This is a genomic window from Oerskovia turbata (assembly GCF_000718325.1).
GTDB classification, from domain to species: Bacteria; Actinomycetota; Actinomycetes; order Actinomycetales; family Cellulomonadaceae; genus Oerskovia; species Oerskovia turbata.
In genome coordinates, this window is the sequence record NZ_JOFV01000015.1 from 1 (window position 1) to 20,242 (window position 20,242).

Genomic DNA, 20,242 nt, shown 5'->3' on the forward strand with positions numbered 1-20,242 from the left:
CGCCCGCGCCTACGACCCCGCCCTGTACCGCCGACTACGCCGCACCACCCTGCACCAGATCTCCAACCTCCCCGGCAGACCCGGACGCCACCTGTCCGTTCTGGCCTACAAAGCCGCACAACGCGTCATCGGCTTCAACTAGACACTTCGACCAGACCCCTGAAAGGGCCCGACACCACCACGGTGCCGGGCCCTTTCGGCACGCTCACCGCCAGACCCGGGCAGACGGCTCGGCGTGCCGCCCGGGCCCGGCCGGGTGACCGGCGGACGCGTCGCGCCCCGGGGCCTCCCGACCGGCTGCCCAGCCCTGCCGCGACGAGGTGCGGGCGCCCGTGGCTCGCCCCGGTACGCCGACAGGTGCGTGACACGGTCGCTCGGAACTCCCTCGCCGACGGCCCACGAACCGCCTCGGGCGACAGTTTGTGCTCTCAAATCGACAGGTTGTGCAGAACGGGCCGGAGGCCGTCGTGAAGCGCGCTGTGATGAGTCCGCTGGGCTCCGCCGATGGGACACCGCGTGTGCCATACGTAGCGCAGCGTCGTCCGGGCTGGACTCGACTCCGATGTCGACCAGGCCTGCACGACCGATGTTGCCACGAGGGGGCATCTAGGGCGCGGCAGCACTTGAAGAGTCGAAGGAGACACACGTGTACACCCGCAAGCGCGACGAAATGGGATGTCGATGAAGACTACGGCTACGGCACGACGAGGCCAGATGAAGACCAGAGGGGTCAGGGGCGCAGCAGCGCTCTCGGCGATCGCCCTGATCGCGGTTGCGGGTTGCACCAGCGGCACCTCGGACGAGAACGAGTCCCAGGGCGGGAACGCCTTCACCACCCGTGAGGTCACCGACGGCAAGACCGACTTCGTCGTCGTCACGAACCCCGGTGACGGGCCCGTGCTGTCCTACGGCGCCGACAGCGGGATGGAGCTCCTGACGGAGGAGGTCGACGGCAAGAAGTCCGCGTTCAAGGACATGAACGGCAACGGCAAGCTCGACACCTGGGAGGACTGGCGCGAGACCTCTCAGGACCGTGCGGCCGCCTTGAGCGAAGAGCTCACGATCGAGCAGATCGCCGGCCTGATGCTCTTCAGCTCGCACGAGCGTTCCCAGGCGGACGGGCTCACCGACGCGCAGAAGGAGTACCTGAAGGACTCGAACCTGCGCAACGTGCTGCACGCCGGCGCGAGCGACGCCGAGGCGACGGTCAAGTGGGCGAACGCGATGCAGGCGTACACGGAGACCCTCGCGGCCGAGGGAACCCCGTACATCCCGGTGAACTTCGCGTCCGACCCACGCTCGACCGCGGGCTCCGGCGGCTACAACGCCGAGGGCGCGGACATCTCGCGCTGGCCGTCCAACCTGGGCCTCGCCGCGACCTTCAACCCCGAGCACACCAAGAACTTCGGCGAGATGTCCTCGGCGGAGTACCGTGCGCTCGGCCTGACCACGGCCCTGTCGCCGCAGATCGACCTCGCGACCGAGCCTCGCTGGCTGCGAGTCGGTGGGACGTTCGGCGAGGATGCGGACCAGAACACCGAGCTGGCCGCTGCGTACGTCGACGGCTACCAGGGCAGCGAGGGCACGGACGAGTGGGGCCCCGAGTCCGTCAACGCGATGATCAAGCACTGGTCCGGTGACGGTCCGGGCGAGGGTGGTCGCGAGGGGCACACCGACGCGGGCAAGTACGGCGTGTACCCGGGTGACAACATCGCGGCGCAGCAGCAGGCGTTCCTCGGCTCGCTCGACTCCGCGGCGGTCATGACCGCCTACTCGATCGCCCTCGACGCGAACGGTGACCCGAAGTTCACCGACCGCATGGGGACGGCGTACGACCAGGACCGCATGGACCAGCTCCGCAAGGAAGCCGGCTACGAGGGGGTCGTGGTCACCGACTGGGGCGTCATGAGCGGCGCCGGCGACGAGGGCGAGATGTTCGGCATGGCGTGGGGTGCCGAGGCGCTCACCCCGGCCGAGCGTTACCTCAAGGTGCTGGGCACGGGCCACGACATGTTCGGTGGCGTCAACGACGCGACGCACATCCTCGAGGCCGCCGACCTGTGGCAGCAGAAGTTCGAGGCCGGTGAGCTCGAGGAGGACGCGCAGACCCGCTTCCAGGAGTCCGGTGCTCGCATCCTCACGATGTTCTTCAACCCGGGGCTCTACGAGAACCCGTTCCTCGACCTCGAGCAGTCGAAGTCGGTCCTCGCGAGCGACGACAAGGTCGAGGCGGGCTACGCGGCCCAGCTCGACTCGGTCGTCATGCTGAAGAACGACGGCGAGACCATCTCGGCCGCGGACGCCGCGGACTGGAAGGACAAGACCGTCTACATCCCGCGCAACGACAACACCGGCTTCGCCAGCGCGTTCGGCCCCGGTGAGTACACCGAGGCACCGAGCATCGACATCGAGACCGCCGAGAAGTACTTCGGCACGGTCGTCACCGACGAGGCCGTGACCGACGCCGAGGGCGTCGTGACGAGCTACACCGCTCCCGACCTCACCGACGTCGACGTCGTCCTCGTGGGCATGGACTCCCCGGACAACGGCGGCAACTTCTCCAACATCGGTCACGACCTGGAGAACGACACCTGGTACCCGCTGTCGCTGCAGTACCGCCCGTACACGGCTGACGGCGAGAACGTCCGCAAGGTCTCTCTCTCGGGCGACATCCTGGCGGACGGCACCAAGCAGAACCGCTCGTACTTCGGCAACACCTCGAAGATCGCGAACGAGTCCGACCTCGACGCGTTCGAGCGCGCCACGGCTGCCGTCGAGGCGACCGGCAAGGACATCCCCGTGATCACGGTCCTCAAGGCGATCAACCCGGTCGTCCCGGCCGAGTTCGAGGGCAAGTCCGACGCCATCGTCGTGGGCTTCGGCACCAGCGACCAGGCTCTCATCGAGGTCGCGCTCGGCCTCTACGAGCCGAAGGGCCGCCTGCCGATCCAGTTCCCGAAGGACATGGACACGGTCGAGGCTCAGCTCGAGGACGTCTCGAAGGACATGACGCCCTACACGGACGCCGCGGGCAGCTCGTACGACTACGGCTTCGGCCTGAACTACGCGGGGCCGATCACCGACTGACGGCAACGCACGGGTGGCCGGCGGCTCACGCCGTCGGCCACCCGGTACCGGGGCGTCCCGCGGACGCCCCGGTACACCCGTAAGGCCGCGGGACGTGCTCGCGGCCAGAACTCTCCAAGGAGCAGAAGTGAAGCAGAACAAGGTGCTGACCACCGGCCTCGGCGTCGTGCTGGGCCTGACGGGGCTCTTCGGGCTCACGGCCTGCGGCAGCGGCGACGGCGACTCGGGCGCGAACGCCTCCGCCGAGCAGGCCGTCGACGTCGACATCAAGGACGACCTCGAGAACGCCAAGACGGCAGTGGCGGACGCCCTGGCCGAGGACGACTCCTGGGCCCAGATTATGCTTGCCAGCGACGTCAAGGCCCCCACCGTGAAGTACGGCCTCCTCGTGGTGCCCTACACGCCCTCGGACGCCGCGTCGCGTGTGCAGGGCACGGTCGACATCAAGGACGGCAAGTTCACGATCGAGGGCGACTCGGCCGCCACGGGCCAGACCTGGCAGATCGACCAGGACGGAAAGATCTCCGAGGTCTCGGAGTAGCTCCACCGAGCACCGCCCGGTCCCTGGCCAGACGACGTCCGCGGGACCGGGCCGTCGACCCATCACGACGAGACGCTGGCAGTGCGTCACGTCCGCGGCGCAAGCCGGCGATCCACCTGACCTGATCGCTGCCCGCACTCGAGGAGGAATGCAGTGAACGCCAAGGCGAACAACGCCGACCGGCAGAAGAAGCCGATGTCGAACAAGAAGTACCTGTGGATCTGGGCCCCCGCGCTCGCCACGGTCACGGTGGTGACGGTCGTCGCGAACGTGGCGCTCAACGTCGCCGGCGGCTGGGTCGCGTCCCAGTTCGGCTCCGGGACGTACGAGTTCACGAACGCGGCCGAGTCCGCGGGCTGGGACACCGAGTACTACACGTCCGACTTCGGCAGCATCGAGGAGGTCGACGAGGCGGCCAAGTCCCTCGTCGAGGAGATCGCGGCAGGCGGCATCGTCCTGGCCAAGAACGAGGCGGGCACGCTTCCCCTGACGACGAGCTCGCGCGTGACGATGCTGGGCCGCGCGGCCGCGGACCCGGTGTTCGGGGGCTCGGGCTCCGGCTCGGTCGACACGAACTCGGCGGTCACGGCCCGCGCCGGGCTGGAGAACGCCGGCTTCGAGGTGAACGACCAGGTCTTCACCACGATCGAGGCGTTCGCTGCGGAGAACCCTCGGGGCTACATCGAGATGGACCGCCCCGACATCTCCACCTACTACATCGGTGAGCTGCCGGTGGGCGAGTACGAGGCGCAGTCCGCGTCGTTCGCCGACTACTCCGACGCCGCCGTCGTGTTCGTCGGCCGGCCCGGTGGTGAGGGCGGCGACCTCACGCAGGACATGACCGGCTGGGACGAGAACGCCGCACCCGGTCAGCACCAGCTCGAGCTGAACCAGGACGAGAAGGACATGATCGAGCTCGCGAAGTCGAGCTTCGAGAACGTGGTCGTCGTCGTCAACTCCTCCACGACCATCGAGATGGGCGCCCTGCAGGACGACCCCGAGATCGACTCGATCCTGCTGGCCGGTTCGCCGGGCGCCACGGGACTCAGCGCCCTGGGGCGCATCCTCGCGGGCGACGTGAACCCGTCCGGCCGCACCGCGGACCTGTGGGCCGCCGACTTCACGGCCGACCCGACGTTCGCCAACTTCGGCGGGTTCGTCTACGACAACATCGAGGCGTCCTTCCCGGTCCCCGCGATCGAGAAGGCCACCTCCAACGCGACGCTCACGTCCGACGCCCCGTTCGTGAACTACGCCGAGGGCATCTACTTCGGCTACCGCTACTACGAGACCGCGGCGGCCGAGGGCTTCATCGACTACGACGAGGCCGTCGTCTACCCCTTCGGGTACGGCCTGAGCTACTCCGACTTCGCCTGGAAGGTCGTCAGCTCCGAGGCCGGTGAGGTCGACGGGAAGATCTCCGTGACGGTCGAGGTCACGAACACGGGCACGACGGCGGGCAAGGACGTCGTCGAGCTCTACTACTCCGCCCCCTACACGGCGGGCGGCATCGAGAAGTCCGAGGTCGTGCTCGGCGGCTTCACCAAGACGGGGCTCCTGGAGCCCGGCGCGAGCGAGACGGTCACGATCGACCTCGCCGTCGAGGACATGGCGTCCTACGACCACCTCGGCAACAAGGCGTACGTCCTGGAGGCGGGCGACTACAGCATCTCGCTGCGGACCGACTCCCACACGGTCGCTCCGGGCACGGAGCCCATCGTCTACACGGTCGACTCCGACGTCGTGTACTCGGGTGACGACCACCGCGCGAGCGACCTCGCCGAGGTCACGAACCAGTTCGACGACGTCTCGGCGCAGTTCAGCGCCGAGCCGACCGAGGGCAAGATCCTGTCGATGTCCCGCGCGGACTTCGCTGGGACGTTCCCGACGGCGCCGACCGCTGACATGCTCGTCGCCGACGAGGCCGTCCAGAAGGGCTTCGAGCCCTGGGACCTCGAGGCGGCGGCTGCCGCGTTCGACGGCGAGAAGCCCACGACCGGTGCGCAGACGGACCTGACCCTCGTCGACATGCGCGGACTGCCCAAGGACGACCCGAAGTGGGACGAGCTGCTCGACGCGGTGTCCGTCGGTGACATGACGTCCATGCTCCTCAACGGCGCCTACCAGACGGCCGCGATCGGTTCGATCGCCAAGCCGCAGACCGTCGAGCCCGACGGACCCGCGGGGTTCTCCTCGTTCATCAACTCCTCGATCAACGGGGTGGCCTACCCCTCGGAGTTCCTCATCGCGCAGACGTGGGACGTCGAGCTCGGTGCGGCCATGGGCGAGATGCTCGGCAACGAGGCGATGTTCAAGGGCATCAACGGCTGGTACGCGCCGGCGATGAACCTGCACCGTTCGCCGTTCGGCGGTCGCAACTTCGAGTACTACTCGGAGGACCCGTTCCTCTCTGGCGCGATGGCGACCTCGGTGGCCAACGGCGCCGCGACGAAGGGCGTCTACACCGCGCTCAAGCACTTCGCGCTCAACGAGCAGGAGACGAACCGCGTCAACAACGGGATCGCGACGTGGGCGACCGAGCAGACGATCCGTGAGATCTACCTCAAGCCGTTCGAGATGGCCGTCAAGGGCATCACCATGGACGTGCAGTACGTGTCCGACGACGAGGGCACGATCTCGGAGACGACGATCGGTGCGGGCAGCATCATGAGCTCGTTCAACCGCATCGGCGCCACGTGGGCCGGTGGTTCCGAGGCGCTCATGACGAACGTCCTGCGTACCGAGTGGGGCTTCGAGGGCTTCGCGATCTCGGACTTCAACCTGTACCCGTACATGAACCCGAACCAGAGCATCAGCGCCGGCACGGACCTCACCCTGACCTTCCAGCCGTCGAAGTCCCTCGGGGACACCACGTCGGCCAAGGCGGTCAGCGACATCCGTGAGGCGACGCACAACATCCTGTTCACGGTCGCCAACTCCAACGCCATGAACGGGCTCGCGCCCGGGGCGACGGTCACCTACACGCCGCCGACCTGGGTCTACATCCAGATCGGGGCGACGGTGCTGATCGGCCTCCTGGTGCTGGCCGGCGGGTTCATGGTGACCCGTCGCGTGCTGCGCCACCGCAGGGCGGAGGCTCCCACCGCCACCCCGGAGCGGGTGGCAGTCGGCGCCGACTCCTGACGACCGACCTTCGCCCCCTTCCGAGCAGCCGCCCCCTGCCGCTGCTCGGAAGGGGGCGAAGCGCTTTCCCGCGCAGGCGTGCCCGGCGTGCCCGCGTCGGTGGATCCTCCGCGTGAACGGCGGCGGTGGCTCCACCACCCTGACCCAGGGGACCCGAGCACCGACGTCGTCCGCGTGCTCCGCCGACCGTCCGCACGGTTGCCGGTCAGCCGGCTCGCGGTCGGAGCGCCGTCTCCACCGCGGTGGTGACGGATGCGACGACGGGGGCGTCGGGGTCGACGGTGATCCGGTGCAGGAGCAGACCGTCGCACGAGGCCATCAGCAGCAGCGTTCCGGCGTCGGCGCCGGCCCCACCTATCCCCACGAGGAGTCGGCGGATCCAGTCCTCGAAGATCGCGCGCTGCCGCAGCAGAGGGGCCAGAGCGTCCGTGTCGGTCGCGTCGAGGAACAAGGCGTACCTGGCCCGGGTGCGGGCAGCCAGGGGACCCGACTGCACCTCGATCATCTCGACGAGCATCCGGGTGAGGTCCTCAGCCGTCCGGATCCCTTCAGGTGCGCCGCCGTCCTGGCGTTCGCCGTCGGCGATCCACTCGATGACCCCGGCGACGAGCGCAGCACGGGTGCGAAAGTGGTTCGACGTCGAGCCTGGCGGAATCCCGGCCGCCGCATCCACCCTGCCGTGCGTCAGCGCTCGGACGCCGCCGTTGCCGACGAGCTCTACGGCGGCGTCCAGGGCTCGTCGCCTCGTCTCGCTCATGATCCCCAGCCTAGGGGACTATGAATCTAGTGGCGGATGGTCCACAATGGCACTACGAACATAGTTGACCGTAGTTCGTCGAGCCGACACGGGAGGCTCCTCATGAACGAGCTGGGACCTCGGGACACGAGGGCCGCGGCCTGGTCTCCGCCGCTCCCCGAGGCGAACGGGTTCGAGCACGCGTTCGTCGAGACGCCGGGCCTCCGCACGCACGTCGCCTCGATCGGGCGAGGGGATCCGGTCGTGCTGCTGCACGGCTTCCCCGAGCACTGGTGGCAGTGGCGCCACATCGCGCCGGCGATCGCCACGCACGGGTACCGGGTGATCTGCCCGGACCTCCGGGGGTCGGGCTGGACCGAAGCCGCGGATCCACGGTTCGGACCGGAGTCACAGCTGGACGACGTCATAGCCGTGCTCGATGCCCTCGGGGTCGGCCGGGCACACTTCGTGTGCCACGACATGGGCGCCATCTCGGGCATGCAGCTCTCCTACCGCGACCCGGGGCGGGTGCGAACGATGCTGCAGCTCTCCGTCCCGCCGGGTTTCATGGACCTCACGCCGAAGATGATGCCTGCGTTCGCGCACATGCCGGCGCTGCTGACGCACCGGAGGAGCCGTTCGTTGCGCTACCTGTTCGGCCCGCGGTACGTGGCGAAACCGATGGCCGAGGACCTGATCGCGGCGTACTTGTGCGCTCACCAGCGGCGCGAGGTCGAGAACGCGGTCGCGGCGATGTACCGCGGCATGGTCGTCCCGGTGTCGGTGCGGCTCGTGCGTGGCGTGTACCGGCGCCTGCGGTTGCGCCCGCCGACATTGACCGCCTTCGGGCAGCACGACGGACCGTTCGCCGAACCGACCGCCCGGCGCATCTGCAGGAACCACGGACGTCACGCCGACCGGTTCGAGCTCGCGTTCATCGACGACGCCGCCCACTTCGTCACGGACGATGCCCCGGACGCCGTGGTCGCGCTCGCCCTGGACTGGTTCGTACGGGGCGCGTCCTCGCCCGCAGCGGTGGACGTCGAGTGAAGACGTCGGGTGATGACGACGGTGGGGCCGCGAGAGCCGGCCCTGCGGGCCGCGGGCGTCGACCCGGACGCGGTCCTGCACGGCAGCTGCTCTCGCCCTCGGTCGCCGAGTCCAGTTCCGGCTGCAGGGGGGAGATCCGTCGCGCGACGACGCCAGGCACGCGATGTGGAGCCCAGACGCGACGATGCAGGCCAGGCGCAAACGCTCTGACCTGCATCTACGGGTGCCCCGGGTGGGATTCGAACCCACACTGGATCGGGTTGGCTCGGGCCTTTGTCGTTGGTTGCCATGCCCTGCCGTTGCCGCAGAATCTCAACGATTTACGGGGCTGACCAGCGCCGGTCAGTGGTGTCGGGTCTGCTGTATGGATAGGTGACACTGTTGCGCCCCGGGTTCCGTGGAGGCTCGGAACTGACGCGTCGACGGTAGTCGGCGCGGTGTTGTGATGATAGTAGGTGTCCTCGAGCTCGGCGGGCGGGACCGTGCCGATCTCGCTGTGCGGGCGCCGGTGGCCCGACCAGTCGACGTACTCCGCGGTGGCGATCTCAAGGTCGTCGATCGACTTCCATGGCCCCTTGTTGCGCACGAGCTCGGCCTTGAATAACGAGTTGAACGCCTCGGCGGCGGCATTGTCATACGAGTCGTCCGTCGAGCCGACCGAGGCGACCGCGCCGGCCTCGGCCAGACGCTGGGTGTAGCGGATGGCGACGTACTGGACCCTTTGTCGCTGTGGTGCGTCAGTCCGGTCACGTCGTGCCCGTCGCGGGTGCGGGTCCAGATCGCCATCTCCAGGGCGTCCAGCGCGAGATCGGTGCGCAGCGACTTCGACAGCTGCCAGCCGACCACGCGGCGGGAGAAGACGTCGGTGACGAAGGCGGCATACACCCAGCCGGAGAACGTGCGGCAGTAGGTGATGTCGCAGACCCACAGCCGGTTCGGGGACTCGGCGGTGAAGTTGCGCTCGACCAGGTCCGGGCGGGTCTCCGGCCTGCGGCTTCCGATCGTGGTGCGCGGCACCTTCGCCCTGGTGATGCCCCGCAGTCCGGCCGCCCGCATGAGTCGCTCGACCGTGCAGCGCGCGACTCGGTGCCCGCGGCGGCGCAGTTCGGCGTGGACCTTGCGGGCACCGTGTACGCCGTAGTTCTCCTCGTGGACCCGTTCGATCAGCGCCGTGGTGCCCGTGTCGGTGACCGACCTGCGCGACGGCGCCCGCGTCTTGGTCGCGTAGTACGTGCTCGGAGCGATCTGCATCCCTGCACCGGCAAGGACCCTGCAGATTGGCTCGACTCCGAACACCTCGCGGTGCTGGTCGATGTAGTCGACCAGCACCGTGGTACTCACTTGATCTTGCGGTCGAGCTCTGCCGCGGCGAAAAGCGCTGACGCGGTCCGCAGGATCTCGTTAGCGCGCCCTTGTTCGCGGACCTCACGCTCAAGTTCGTCGATCCGCGCCTGCTCCGCCGTCGTCGTCCCGGGGCGTTCGCCAGCATCGACCTCGGCCTGGGGCACCCAGTTGCGCAGCGTCTCGGGGTTGATCCCGAGCTGGTCCGCGACCCGGCGCAGCGCTCCGGTCTTCGTCGCAGGGTCGCGCCGTAAGTCGACAGCCATCCGGATCGCGCGCTCACGCAGCTCGTCCGGGTACTTCCTCGGTGCAGCCATGACTCTCATCCTTCAGTGGATTGAGAGCCTCCATCAGACCCGGGGCGCAACAAGCGGCGTGAGCGGGCCAGTCTCCTCCTCCACCTGTCCCGGCAGCACCCCGGGGGCGGTGGAGCGGTCGGTCGGTTCGCCGTGCTGCTCGGCCTGCTCACGCTTGGCCTGATCGTAGGCAGCCAGCGGCTCGAGGGTCTCGTCGATCACGAGGGGCGAGGTGGGGACGACGGAGCCGCGGCCGGTACCCGTACGGGCCAGGCTCACGGTCCGCGTCGAGGCCTGCGGGGCAGGCTGCTCTGCGGTCTCGACCGGAGGCTCGGCGGGGAGCGGTGGCGCGGCGATGATGCCCACGACAGCGAACGGGTCGGGGCGTCGAGGTAGGCGAAGCGGTCACGGGTTGAGGTGCTCATGGGGAGTACATGTGCGGCAAGCTCCGTCGCGCGATGATGCCAGGAAGTGGGGGCCTGCCTGGAGAGGCAGTGACATCAGGAAAGCGGGTGAACTAGGTTCTCGGGGACGGATGTGGAATGTCACCCTTGATCGGTACCGGTGCTGTGATACTCAGGACCTATGAAGGGTCTGTCTCCGGTGATGGCGAGCGAACGGCGTCGGGGCGTTGCGGTGCTCTACGTCACCGCCGTGGTGCTCGTGATGGTTGGCGCGATGATAGGCGCTGGGGCGGTGTTCCTTGCCGCTTGGCAGAGCGGCGGCGACGCGGGGCTCGATTGCCTCTTGCGCACATGGCCGGAAGGGGCAACGCAGGATCAGTTGGTCGCTGCGGAGTACGCGATCGCCCCCTCTCGCCTGACATGTGACTGGCAAGAGGGGGCGAATGGTGCGTTGATCTCGCAGGTGTACCGCCTCAACCCTGGAACAGATGCGGTTTCGCTGCTGCTAGTGGTTGCGGGGATCGTCCTTGCCGCCCTCGCCACCTGGCGATTCGTGCGCCGGTAAACCTCCGGTCAGGAGAGGTCGCACAGCCACGGGGCGTCGGGCTGGGAGGGGTCCGGGTACGCCGCTGACCGGCAGCCTGGCAGCCAGCCCTTGGAGTCGCTCATGAACAGCAGGCTCTGGTTCGTCGATCCCAACGGGAAGGACTTGTTGGTCGACAGCCCCATGCACCAACTCGACGGGGTGCTGAACGTGGTCGCGCAGTCGTTGTAGACGGCCTGGTGGTATCCGCTCGCGGGGTTGCTCGTGAGCGTGCCGCGCGGGGCGCGGATCACTGTCTGGACCGTAAACTGCCCGCTCACGGAGCTGAGGTTCTTCGGCAGGCCGACGCCGATCCCCATGCTCTGACGGGTGCAGGGGTCGCTTGCGTCGTCCCAGTCCCAGTACGCGCCGATCAGGTTGTGAGACATCTCGCTCGTCGCGTTGAAGATCGCCCAGGAGTTGATGCCCGTGTTGTGCGAGTTGGCCCGAGCTGCCCAGAACCTGTTGAGGTAACCGTTCTCGCAGATCGGCCGGCTCGATCCGGTGATGTTGTTGTTGTACTGAGCGACGTCGATCTCCATGCCCCACCCCTCGGGCATCTTCTTCGGGCTTCGGTCACCGGTCCACGTGTTGTAGGTCGCGATGACGGCCTGGTTGCCGTCGACGAGTCCGGCGACCTCCGTGTAGCCGGGGGCCCACACGGACTTGGTGGTCGCCGCTGCCCGGGCCACCGGGCTCGTGGCGGGTCTCACGTTCTCACTCGACGCTTGAGCTCGTGCAACGAGGTCACCGTCAGCTGACGGCAGCGGAGCGGTGAACGGGTCGGCCTTCTCCACGCGTGAGACCTCGGCGCGAGCCCGACTCGCGGCCTGGGGTGATTCAGCGACGAGTCCCACGATCTGGGGGACCGTTCCGAAGTCCTCGGCGAAGTCCGCCACGAACTGGTCGACGGTGTATTCCTCGGATGGGAACACCTCCCCCTCGATTCCTGCCTGCTCGAAGCGGTATCCCAACGTCGGTGCGCTCAGCGAGGCGCTGAGGGAGACTGCGTTTTCGATTGTCACGGAATGGGGGAGCTTTACCGTGGTGGGGATGGCGTCGCCCTGGGGTGCTGCAGGAGCTGCTGCAATGCCCTCTCGCTCGACCCCTCCCGCGGCTGGGACCACGGCTAGCGTGGCCATGACTGCCGCGACGATTGCGCTTGTGACCAGTGTGCGCTGTGCGTGATGTCTCATACTTCGACCCCCTCATCGGAGCTGATGGATGGTGGGTCTTTTCTACCAGAACGCGCAGAGTCCAGGTCCGTTTATGCGGGTGAAGTTTCGAGCTCGTGCTCGGTCGTGCCGGCCGAATGAGGATTCGGCACCTATTCGCCTCAACATTGAGACGTGGTAGGTAGGGGCTTGACCCCGGATCTCGGGCACGCTGAATCCGCCGTGGGGCGGGGAAGCGAGAATCTGAGGATTGCTGGGAATATCTACGACGAGGAGTTCAAGCGTCGGGCGGTCGACCTGTACGAGTCGACCCCTGACGCGACGATCCAGGGGATCGCGACCGATCTGGGGGTCCCGCGCGAGACGCTGCGGCTGTGGGTGCGGGCCCTGGGGTCAGGGATCAAGACGGCCCGTGGCCCGGGGGCTGAGCTCGTGGCAGAACCGGAGTCGGATGCGGCGAGGACCGCCCGGCTCGAGGCCGAGCTGGCCGCGGAGCGGGCCGAGGTTCGCAAACTGCCGACCGAGCGGGACATCCTGCGGTCGGCGGCGAAGCATCTCGCTGGGGAGACGCGCTGGTGAACCGCTTCCAGTTCGTTGCCGACCAATCCGACACCTTCGAGGTGAAGCGGTTGTGCCAGGTCGTCGAGGTCGCCCGCTCGTCGTTCTACGACTGGGTAGGTGCCGCCGGGAGGCCGCAGGCCAGGGTGGCGCGGGACGCGGCGCTGGCCGTGCGCATCCGCGCTGCCCAGGATCCGAAGAAGGGCGGGGACCGCGCGATGAGCGCCCCCAGGGTGATCGGCGAGCTCAACGATGGCGCGCCCGAGTCCGAGCGGGTGAACCACAAGCGCGTCGCGCGCGTCATGCGAGCCCACGGCCTGGCCGGGATCCGGCTACGGCGCCGGGTGCGGACCATGGTCGGCGACCCCTCGGGCCGTCAGCATCCTGATCTGCTCGGCCGCGACTTCACCGCCGAGCAGATCAACTGCCGTTACGTCGGGGACATCACCTACGTCCCGGTCGCCGACGGTACGAACTGGTACCTGGCGACTGTGATCGACCTGCACTCGCGCAAGCTCGCCGACTGGGCGTTGGCCGACCACATGCGCACCGACCTCGTCGAAGACGCGCTGAGGATGGCACGCGCCGTCCGTGGCAGCCTCGACGGGGCGATCTTTCACTCCGACCACGGCTCGGTCTACTGCTCAAAGGCCTACGCCGACCTTTGCACCCGGCTCGGGGTGACACAGTCGATTCCGGGTCGGGCTGGAGCCGCGCTCGGCGCAGCGCAGGTGGACCATCTGGCCGCCCACGAGGGCCAGCCGGTCGGCTTGCGGTCGTACAGGTCGAGGAGCGCGAGCCATCCGACGGTCTGCGCGTCGGTCATGGCCGGCATGGCGACGCTCATGAGTCGGGGTCTGCGGAGGCTTGGCTGGCGAGCCATCGGCGGAGGAGGTCCCAGGCGCGCGCCTCCTCGCGAGGGCTGTCAGCGTCAGCGAGATCAGCGACCAGGAGCAGGTCGGGGACGGGGTCGGGCGGCAGGATGGGGGAGACGCGCAGTACTGCGTTGGCGCGGGCGCGGGGCGCGGGTACGAGCAGGTGGTCGGCTTCGACGTCCGCGAGGTCATCAGCGTGGACGTAGCCCTCGGCGTGACCGGCCGCAGACGTGCCTGAGCGCGGGTCGGAGACCCCTGACGGAACCACGCGTTCGTCGGCCACGAGCGCGACGGCGTCCTGTACCTGCATGTGGTGGACCTCCGCACGGTTGGCCATCCACGCGCGCAGGAGCGCCAGTGAGTCGTTGGCGGACCGCAAGCGCCGTGCTCGGGACCGCAGCCTGTACGCCTCGTCGGGGCCGAGCCACTGGTCTTCGGGACTGGGATCGAGCAGCAGCGCCCAGGCTACCCGTGGGCTCATCGGCCGGCCGGCCCGTTGGGGGCTGCGACGTAGGGATCCGGCGTCGACAATCCATCGGCCTGCGATCCGTTCGGCGTCGAGCTGTCCGGCGGCGATCATCTGGCGCACGCGGGCAGGGCTGACGTGCAGCTCGGCGGCTGCTTCCGGCACGGACATCCCTGGCATAGACACAAACCTATCGCCTGCGCAAGGATTGTGTCTATGGATGGCGAGGTTCGGTTCAGCGCGCGCGCTCGTGGCGAGTTGCCGGCCAGCGCGCGCTCCCGGAGCGACCCGGGCCCGCTCGGGCGTCACCGAGCACCGCCGAGGCAGGCGGGTGGAGCGCACATGGAGGTCGTCATCGTGCAGGGTAGATGTGCGGGCCACCGACGGGGTGTCAGCAGGTGACCGAACCCGCGACGTGAGTCCATCCGACGAGCTCGGGGTCCATCCGGAACTCCGGCGCGCTCACCGCGGCAACCGCGAACCGCAGCGTCGCCCCGTCCCACGAGGCTTGCGCGCTCGGCAGGTCACCTTGAGGAGCTGGGTCCCAACGACCTGGACGCCGTGTTCGTCACCCGCAACGGCACGTGGGTCTCGGCGCACAACATCCGCCGTGCCTGGCGCGACATCCGCTCCCAGGCTGGCCTGGAGTGGGTCGTGCTGACCGCTGGGTGGGCGCCCGCCAGAAGGACCTGGGGCCTGTGGACAAGGTCGTCCACAGTATGTGGATAGCGTTCCTGGTGAGGAGTGGCCCCGCCGGGCGAAGCCGCATCGCTGCTCGACGCCTGCCGACGTTTGTCGTCTTTCTCTGCGCGAGAACGGTGAGCTTGTGGTGAGTCCACGCGATGTGGAGCCCAGACGCGACGATGCAGGCCAGGCGGAAACGCTCTGACCTGCATCTATGGGTGCCCCGGGTGGGATTCGAACCCACACTGGATCGGGTTTGAGCCGAACGCCTCTGCCGGTTGGGCTACCGGGGCACGGGCCGTCAGGGACCTCGAGGAGTCCGCTGCGGTGCGTGGACCATCGAACCACAGAACTCGGACGAAACGAGAATCACACCCGTGGCGCAGGGCGACAGGGGTGTTCTCCCACTACGATGAGGGACGTGAGTGACGACAACGCGCAGCCCGATGCCACGGCACCGCTCGACCTGCCCCCCTTGATCCAGCCCGAACCGAGCGCCGAGCCCGAGGCCCCCGCTGCGCCGTCGGGCGCTCGCCCTGCGCGCCGTGCCGTCGTCGCGGAGGACGAGGCGCTGATCCGCATGGACGTCGTCGAGACGCTCCGCGAGGCGGGCTTCGACGTCGTCGGCGAGGCGGGCGACGGTGAGACCGCGGTCAAGCTGGCGCTCGAGCTCAAGCCCGACGTCGTCGTGATGGACGTCAAGATGCCCGAGCTCGACGGCATCTCGGCGGCCGAGCGCATCGGCAAGGCGCACGTCGCCCCCGTGGTGCTCCTGACGGCGTTCTCGCAGACCGAGCTGGTCGAGCGTGCGCGCGACGCCGGCGCGATGGCGTACGTCGTCAAGCCGTTCAGCCCCGCCGACCTGCTGCCTGCCGTGGAGATCGCGATCTCCCGCTACTCGCAGATCAGCGCGCTCGAGGCCGAGGTCGCGGACCTGGCAGAGCGGTTCGAGACCCGCAAGCGCGTCGACCGCGCCAAGGGCCTCCTCATGACCAAGATGGGCCTCTCCGAGCCCGAGTCCTTCCGCTGGATCCAGAAGACGTCCATGGACCGTCGCCTGACCATGCGAGAGGTCGCGGACGCCGTCATCGAGCAGGTCGGCGGCGCCTGATCCGGCGCATCGCGGCGTGGACCGGGTCGTGAACAGCCCCTTTGTTCGGGACGCTCAAGAAGGCTATCGTCGTGGACGGGTGTCCAGGACGACGGATTCGACGATCCGGACTCCCACGAAGCACCAGTCGATCGATGACCAGGGGCGCTCGTCGGTGGCAGACAGCCCTGCTGCCGCCGGGGTGCTCCGAGGTCGGAGGATCCTACGAGGAGGTTCCACGTGCGTGCAGCAGTAGTGGTCAGGCCTGCGGTCGGTGACGACCTCCCTGGTGTCGCTGCACTCTGTGCCGAGGCGAGGCGCGAGTCCGCGGCCGGTCCTCAGGTCTGCCTCTCCGACGAGTCCAAGCTGGTCCGCCAGCTCAGGGTCCTGCTGTCGGTCCCCGGCGGCACTGCCCTCGTGGCCTTCCACGACGACGTCCCGGTCGGCTTCCTCCTCGCCCGCGTGCTCGACCCGCACCTCTTCAACGACGAGCCGAGCCTGTACATCGAGGCGCTCTACGTGTCACAGGACGCGCGACGTCGCGGGGTCGGGCACGCACTGCTCACGGCGACCGCCGACCTTGCGGCCGAGCACGGCGCGATCGACGTCTTCTCGGTGCCGATCCCGGGCTCGCGGGGCGTGCAGCGCTTCCTCGCTCGGCTCGGCTTCGCGCCGGCCGCCGGGCACCGCGTGGTCTCGACGTCGGTGCTCCAGCGCCGGCTCGCCGCCGACTCGGGGACGCTGCGTCGGGGCGCCCGTAGCCTCGAAGACCTCATCGCGCGTCGCCGCAAGGCGCGGACCGACGGCCAGACGGGGCCCGTCGACCTCCGGGCCTTCCAGGACGACTACCGTCGCGAGGCCGCCGCAGGTCTCGACGCACCGCTCGTGAGCGAGCCCGCGGCCCGCTGACCCCGGTCCCGCGAGGAGCCCGGCTCGACCCATGAGCCGGGCTCCTCGTCGTCCGGACGCCGTGGCGTCGTGGCCGGGCGGGCCCCTGGACGTGCGCGCGCGACAGCAGGTCAGCGCCCGTCGAGCACCATGCACGTCAGGCGTGCGGTGCACACGCGTCGGGCCTCGTCGTCGACCACGACGATCTCGTAGCTCGCGGTGGTGCGCCCGAGGTGGAGCGCGGTCGCGACGCCGTGCACCGTGCCCGAGCGCACCCCGCGGTGGTGTGTGGCGTTGATCTCGATGCCCACCGCCGCGCGGCCCTCGCCCGCGTGGATCTGGGCCGCGATCGAGCCCAGGGTCTCGGCGAGCACGACCGACGCGCCGCCGTGCAGCAGCCCCGCAGGCTGGGTGTTCCCGGCGACCGGCATGCTGCCTGCCACACGGTTCGGGGCGACGTCGTCGAGCGTGATGCCCATGCGCTCGATGAGGGTGCCCACGGTGCTCGCACGCAGCGCCTCGAGCGCCGCGTCGTCAGGGGAGGTGGTCGGGCTCTCGGCTCCGTACGTGTCAGTCATAGCGGATAGGTTTGCACTCGTGACCACCACTGCGCGACCTCGCCTCCTGCTGATCGACGGACACTCGATGGCCTACCGGGCCTACTTCGCCCTGCCGGTCGAGAAGTTCTCGACGACCACCGGACAGTCGACGAACGCCGTCTACGGGTTCGTCTCGATGCTGACGAACCTGCTGCGCGACGAGAAGCCGACGCACGTCGCGGTCGCGTTCGACGCAGGGCGCGCGTCGTTCCGCACCGAGGTCCTTCCGACGTACAAGGGCACGCGCGACGCGAGCCCCGAGCCCTTCAAGGGGCAGGTCCCGCTCATCAAGGACATCCTCGCGACGCTCAACGTCCCCGTCCTGCAGAAGGAGAACTTCGAGGCGGACGACATCTTCGCGACTCTCGCGACCCAGGCCGCGGCCGTGGGCATGGAGGTCCTGATCTGCTCGGGGGACCGCGACTCGTTCCAGCTCGTCCGCGACGACGTCACGGTGCTCTACCCGAAGGTGGGCGTCTCGACGCTCGCGCGCATGACGCCTGACGCGGTGCTCGAGAAGTACGGCGTCCCGCCCGAGCGTTACCCGGACCTCGCGGCCCTCGTGGGGGAGACGAGCGACAACCTCCCCGGGATCCCGGGCGTGGGTCCCAAGACGGCCGCCAAGTGGATCAACGCGTACGACGGCCTGGACGGCGTGCTCGCCTCGGCCGACAAGATCACGGGCAAGGCGGGGGAGAACCTGCGGGCCAACCTGGACCAGGTGCGCCTCAACCGGCAGCTCAACGCCCTGCTGACGGACATGGAGCTCCCGCTCGGTCCGGACGACCTGCTGGCCCAGCCGTGGGACCGCGAGGCCATGCACCGTGTGTTCGACGCCCTGGAGTTCACGGCCCTGCGCGAGCGCTTGTTCGCGCTCGCCCCCGAGGGGGAGGAGGACGTCGAGGAGGGCTTCGACGTCTCGCTCGCGACGCTCGGGCAGGGCGAGCTCGGCGGCTGGCTCACGGCCCGCAAGGAGCGCCCCGTGGGCCTCGTGGTCGCGGGCAAGGCCGCCCCGGTCGGCGGTGACGCGTGGTCGCTCGCGGTGGCGGACGACGGCGCCGCTGCCGTCGCCGTGGACCTCGCCGACGTCGCGGTCGTCGACGAGCAGGCACTGTCGGCGTGGCTCGCGGACGCCGACGCGCCCAAGGTGGTCCACGGCGCCAAGGCGACCTGGCACGAGCTCGCCGCTCGCGGCTTCGACCTGCAGGGTGTCGTGTTCGACACCGAGCTCGCGGCCTACCTGTGCCACCCGGATCAGCGGGGCTACGACCTGGGCGACCTCGCGATCCGGCACCTCAAGCGCGAGCTGCGCGTCGAGGAGGTCGACGAGCCCCAGGGTGCGCTCGACCTGTCGCTCGACGGCTCGGGCGAGGACAAGCGGGACGCCGTGCGAGCCACCGGCGTCCTCGACCTGTCGGAGGTCCTGGTGGGTGAGCTGCGCGATCGCGGCGCGGACCACCTGCTCAGGGACCTCGAGCTCCCGCTCGTCGACGTGCTTGCTCGCATGGAGGCGCGCGGCATCGCCGCGGACGTCGAGTACCTCACCGAGCTCGAGAAGCACTTCGGTGAGCTCGTCGCGACCGCGGCGTCCGAGGCCTACGACGTGATCGGCCGCGAGGTGAACCTGGGCTCGCCCAAGCAGCTCCAGGAGGTCCTGTTCGACCAGCTGGGTATGCCCAAGACCAAGAAGATCAAGACGGGCTACACGACGGACGCCGCTGCACTCGCGGACCTGTTCGCCAAGACGGGCCACCCGTTCCTCGAGCACCTGCTCGCGCACCGCGACGCCACGCGCCTGCGCCAGACCGTCGAGGGCCTGCTCAAGTCGGTCGCCGCGGACGGTCGGATCCACACGACGTTCCAGCAGACCATCGCGGCGACCGGGCGGCTGAGCTCGACGGACCCGAACCTGCAGAACATCCCCATCCGCACCGAGGCCGGCCGCCGCATCCGCCGGGCGTTCGTGGTCGGGGAGGGCTACGAGACGCTGCTGACCGCCGACTACAGCCAGATCGAGATGCGCATCATGGCGCACCTGTCGGGCGACGAGGGCCTCATCGAGGCGTTCAACTCGGGCGAGGACCTGCACAGCTACGTGGGCTCGCGCGTGTTCGACGTCCCGACCGACCAGGTCACCCCGGCCATGCGCTCCAAGATCAAGGCCATGTCCTACGGCCTGGCGTACGGCCTGTCCTCGTTCGGCCTCTCGCAGCAGCTCAACATCTCCGTCGGCGAGGCGGCTGGCCTCATGGAGGACTACTTCACGCGCTTCGGCGGCGTGCGCGACTACCTCACGGGCGTCGTCGACGAGGCCAGGGTCACGGGCTACACCGCGACGATCCTGGGTCGCCGTCGCTACCTGCCCGACCTCACGAGCGACAACCGCCAGCGCCGCGACATGGCCGAGCGCATGGCGCTCAACGCCCCCATCCAGGGCAGCGCAGCCGACATCATCAAGGTCGCGATGCTGGGCGTCCAGCGCGCGCTCGACGCCCAGGGCCTGCGCTCGCGCCTGCTCCTGCAGGTCCACGACGAGCTCGTGGTCGAGGTCGCCCCGGGGGAGCGGGACGCCGTCGAGAAGCTCCTTCGCGACGAGATGGGCGCCGCGGCCGAGCTCTCGGTGCCGCTCGACGTCTCCGTGGGGGCAGGGCGTACCTGGCACGACGCAGGCCACTGAGCCGCAGACCCGGCGCCGGGAGGGTCCGCGAGTCCCTGCCCGGCGCCG

13 protein-coding genes, 1 tRNA gene, 2 pseudogenes and 1 other annotated feature are annotated in these 20,242 nt (G+C 69.1%); of the genes and pseudogenes, 9 read left to right on the forward strand and 7 right to left on the reverse strand.

The annotated features are described in order from the left end of the window. Positions 1–714: 714 nt before the first annotated feature. The 3 genes from IE95_RS0114965 (at position 715) to IE95_RS0114975 (ending at position 6,772) form a co-directional block, all read left to right on the forward strand. A complete protein-coding gene (locus IE95_RS0114965; RefSeq protein ID WP_240666410.1) occupies positions 715–3,087 on the forward strand; it encodes a glycoside hydrolase family 3 N-terminal domain-containing protein in 2,373 nt (790 codons plus the stop codon). Positions 3,088–3,214: 127 nt separating this feature from the next. Continuing rightward, positions 3,215–3,628, forward strand: a complete 414-nt coding sequence (locus tag IE95_RS0114970; protein ID WP_030152426.1) for a hypothetical protein — start codon at positions 3,215–3,217, stop codon at positions 3,626–3,628. Positions 3,629–3,781: 153 nt separating this feature from the next. Then, complete coding sequence (locus IE95_RS0114975) at positions 3,782–6,772, forward strand: glycoside hydrolase family 3 C-terminal domain-containing protein (RefSeq protein WP_030152427.1); 2,991 nt, start codon at positions 3,782–3,784, stop codon at positions 6,770–6,772. 205 nt (positions 6,773–6,977) lie between these two features. Here IE95_RS0114975 and IE95_RS0114980 read toward each other — a convergent pair whose 3' ends face one another. Continuing rightward, positions 6,978–7,529 carry a TetR/AcrR family transcriptional regulator gene (locus IE95_RS0114980; protein WP_030152428.1) on the reverse strand — a complete coding sequence of 184 codons (552 nt, stop codon included), beginning with the start codon at positions 7,527–7,529 and terminating at the stop codon, positions 6,978–6,980. Between the two features lie 102 nt (positions 7,530–7,631). On the opposite strand from IE95_RS0114980, the gene IE95_RS0114985 reads away from it, so the two are divergent. After that, positions 7,632–8,558 (forward strand): alpha/beta fold hydrolase, encoded by a 927-nt coding sequence (locus tag IE95_RS0114985; RefSeq protein WP_030152429.1) that lies wholly within the window; start codon positions 7,632–7,634, stop codon positions 8,556–8,558. A 448-nt stretch (positions 8,559–9,006) separates the two neighbouring features. Here IE95_RS0114985 and IE95_RS20195 read toward each other — a convergent pair. Further along, a pseudogene (locus tag IE95_RS20195) lies at positions 9,007–10,216 on the reverse strand (IS3 family transposase); the annotation flags it as partial. Further along, positions 9,795–9,938: a sequence feature (AL1L pseudoknot), on the reverse strand. (Overlaps the previous pseudogene by 144 nt.) Before the next feature lie 33 nt (positions 10,217–10,249). Next, on the reverse strand, positions 10,250–10,561 hold the full coding sequence (locus IE95_RS0115010; RefSeq protein WP_030152433.1) for a hypothetical protein: 312 nt from the start codon (positions 10,559–10,561) through the stop codon (positions 10,250–10,252). Between the two features lie 219 nt (positions 10,562–10,780). Between IE95_RS0115010 and IE95_RS0115015 the strand changes: the two genes are divergently transcribed. Further along, positions 10,781–11,164 carry a gluzincin family metallopeptidase gene (locus IE95_RS0115015; protein WP_030152434.1) on the forward strand — a complete coding sequence of 128 codons (384 nt, stop codon included), beginning with the start codon at positions 10,781–10,783 and terminating at the stop codon, positions 11,162–11,164. A gap of 8 nt (positions 11,165–11,172) precedes the next feature. Here IE95_RS0115015 and IE95_RS0115020 read toward each other — a convergent pair whose 3' ends face one another. Further along, positions 11,173–11,895: a hypothetical protein gene (locus IE95_RS0115020; protein ID WP_129429643.1), complete on the reverse strand. Its 723-nt coding sequence runs from the start codon at positions 11,893–11,895 to the stop codon at positions 11,173–11,175. A gap of 711 nt (positions 11,896–12,606) precedes the next feature. Here IE95_RS0115020 and IE95_RS21145 point away from each other — a divergent pair. Further along, positions 12,607–13,664: pseudogene (locus tag IE95_RS21145) on the forward strand (IS3 family transposase); the annotation flags it as partial. Positions 13,665–13,758: 94 nt separating this feature from the next. Here IE95_RS21145 and IE95_RS21150 read toward each other — a convergent pair. Together IE95_RS21150 and IE95_RS0115045 are read right to left on the reverse strand one after the other, a co-directional pair. Further along, a complete protein-coding gene (locus IE95_RS21150) occupies positions 13,759–14,421 on the reverse strand; it encodes a helix-turn-helix domain-containing protein (RefSeq protein WP_129429645.1) in 663 nt (220 codons plus the stop codon). Between the two features lie 738 nt (positions 14,422–15,159). Further along, positions 15,160–15,233 (reverse strand) — tRNA-Leu (locus IE95_RS0115045). Between the two features lie 119 nt (positions 15,234–15,352). On the opposite strand from IE95_RS0115045, the gene IE95_RS0115050 reads away from it, so the two are divergent. Further along, a complete protein-coding gene (locus tag IE95_RS0115050) occupies positions 15,353–16,051 on the forward strand; it encodes an ANTAR domain-containing response regulator (RefSeq protein ID WP_030152439.1) in 699 nt (232 codons plus the stop codon). Between the two features lie 219 nt (positions 16,052–16,270). Continuing rightward, entirely contained in the window at positions 16,271–16,939 is a 669-nt protein-coding gene (locus tag IE95_RS0115055) for a GNAT family N-acetyltransferase (protein ID WP_084690324.1), read from the forward strand. Positions 16,940–17,049: 110 nt separating this feature from the next. On the opposite strand, the gene IE95_RS0115060 is transcribed toward IE95_RS0115055, so the two are convergent. Further along, positions 17,050–17,496 (reverse strand): hotdog fold thioesterase, encoded by a 447-nt coding sequence (locus IE95_RS0115060; protein ID WP_084690332.1) that lies wholly within the window; start codon positions 17,494–17,496, stop codon positions 17,050–17,052. Between the two features lie 67 nt (positions 17,497–17,563). Here IE95_RS0115060 and polA point away from each other — a divergent pair, with 67 nt between their 5' ends. After that, a complete protein-coding gene (gene polA / locus IE95_RS0115065) occupies positions 17,564–20,194 on the forward strand; it encodes a DNA polymerase I (protein WP_051703176.1) in 2,631 nt (876 codons plus the stop codon). Positions 20,195–20,242: the final 48 nt, after the last annotated feature.

Coding starts and splice junctions, on each gene's coding strand:
- IE95_RS0114965 (WP_240666410.1), top strand. CDS start 715: ATGAAGACCAGAGGGGTCAGGGGCGCAGCAGCGCTCTCGGCGATCGCC.
- IE95_RS0114980 (WP_030152428.1), bottom strand. CDS start 7,529: ATGAGCGAGACGAGGCGACGAGCCCTGGACGCCGCCGTAGAGCTCGTC.
- IE95_RS0114985 (WP_030152429.1), top strand. CDS start 7,632: ATGAACGAGCTGGGACCTCGGGACACGAGGGCCGCGGCCTGGTCTCCG.
- IE95_RS0115015 (WP_030152434.1), top strand. CDS start 10,781: ATGAAGGGTCTGTCTCCGGTGATGGCGAGCGAACGGCGTCGGGGCGTT.
- IE95_RS0115050 (WP_030152439.1), top strand. CDS start 15,353: ATGAGGGACGTGAGTGACGACAACGCGCAGCCCGATGCCACGGCACCG.
- IE95_RS0115060 (WP_084690332.1), bottom strand. CDS start 17,496: ATGACTGACACGTACGGAGCCGAGAGCCCGACCACCTCCCCTGACGAC.
- polA (WP_051703176.1), top strand. CDS start 17,564: ATGGCCTACCGGGCCTACTTCGCCCTGCCGGTCGAGAAGTTCTCGACG.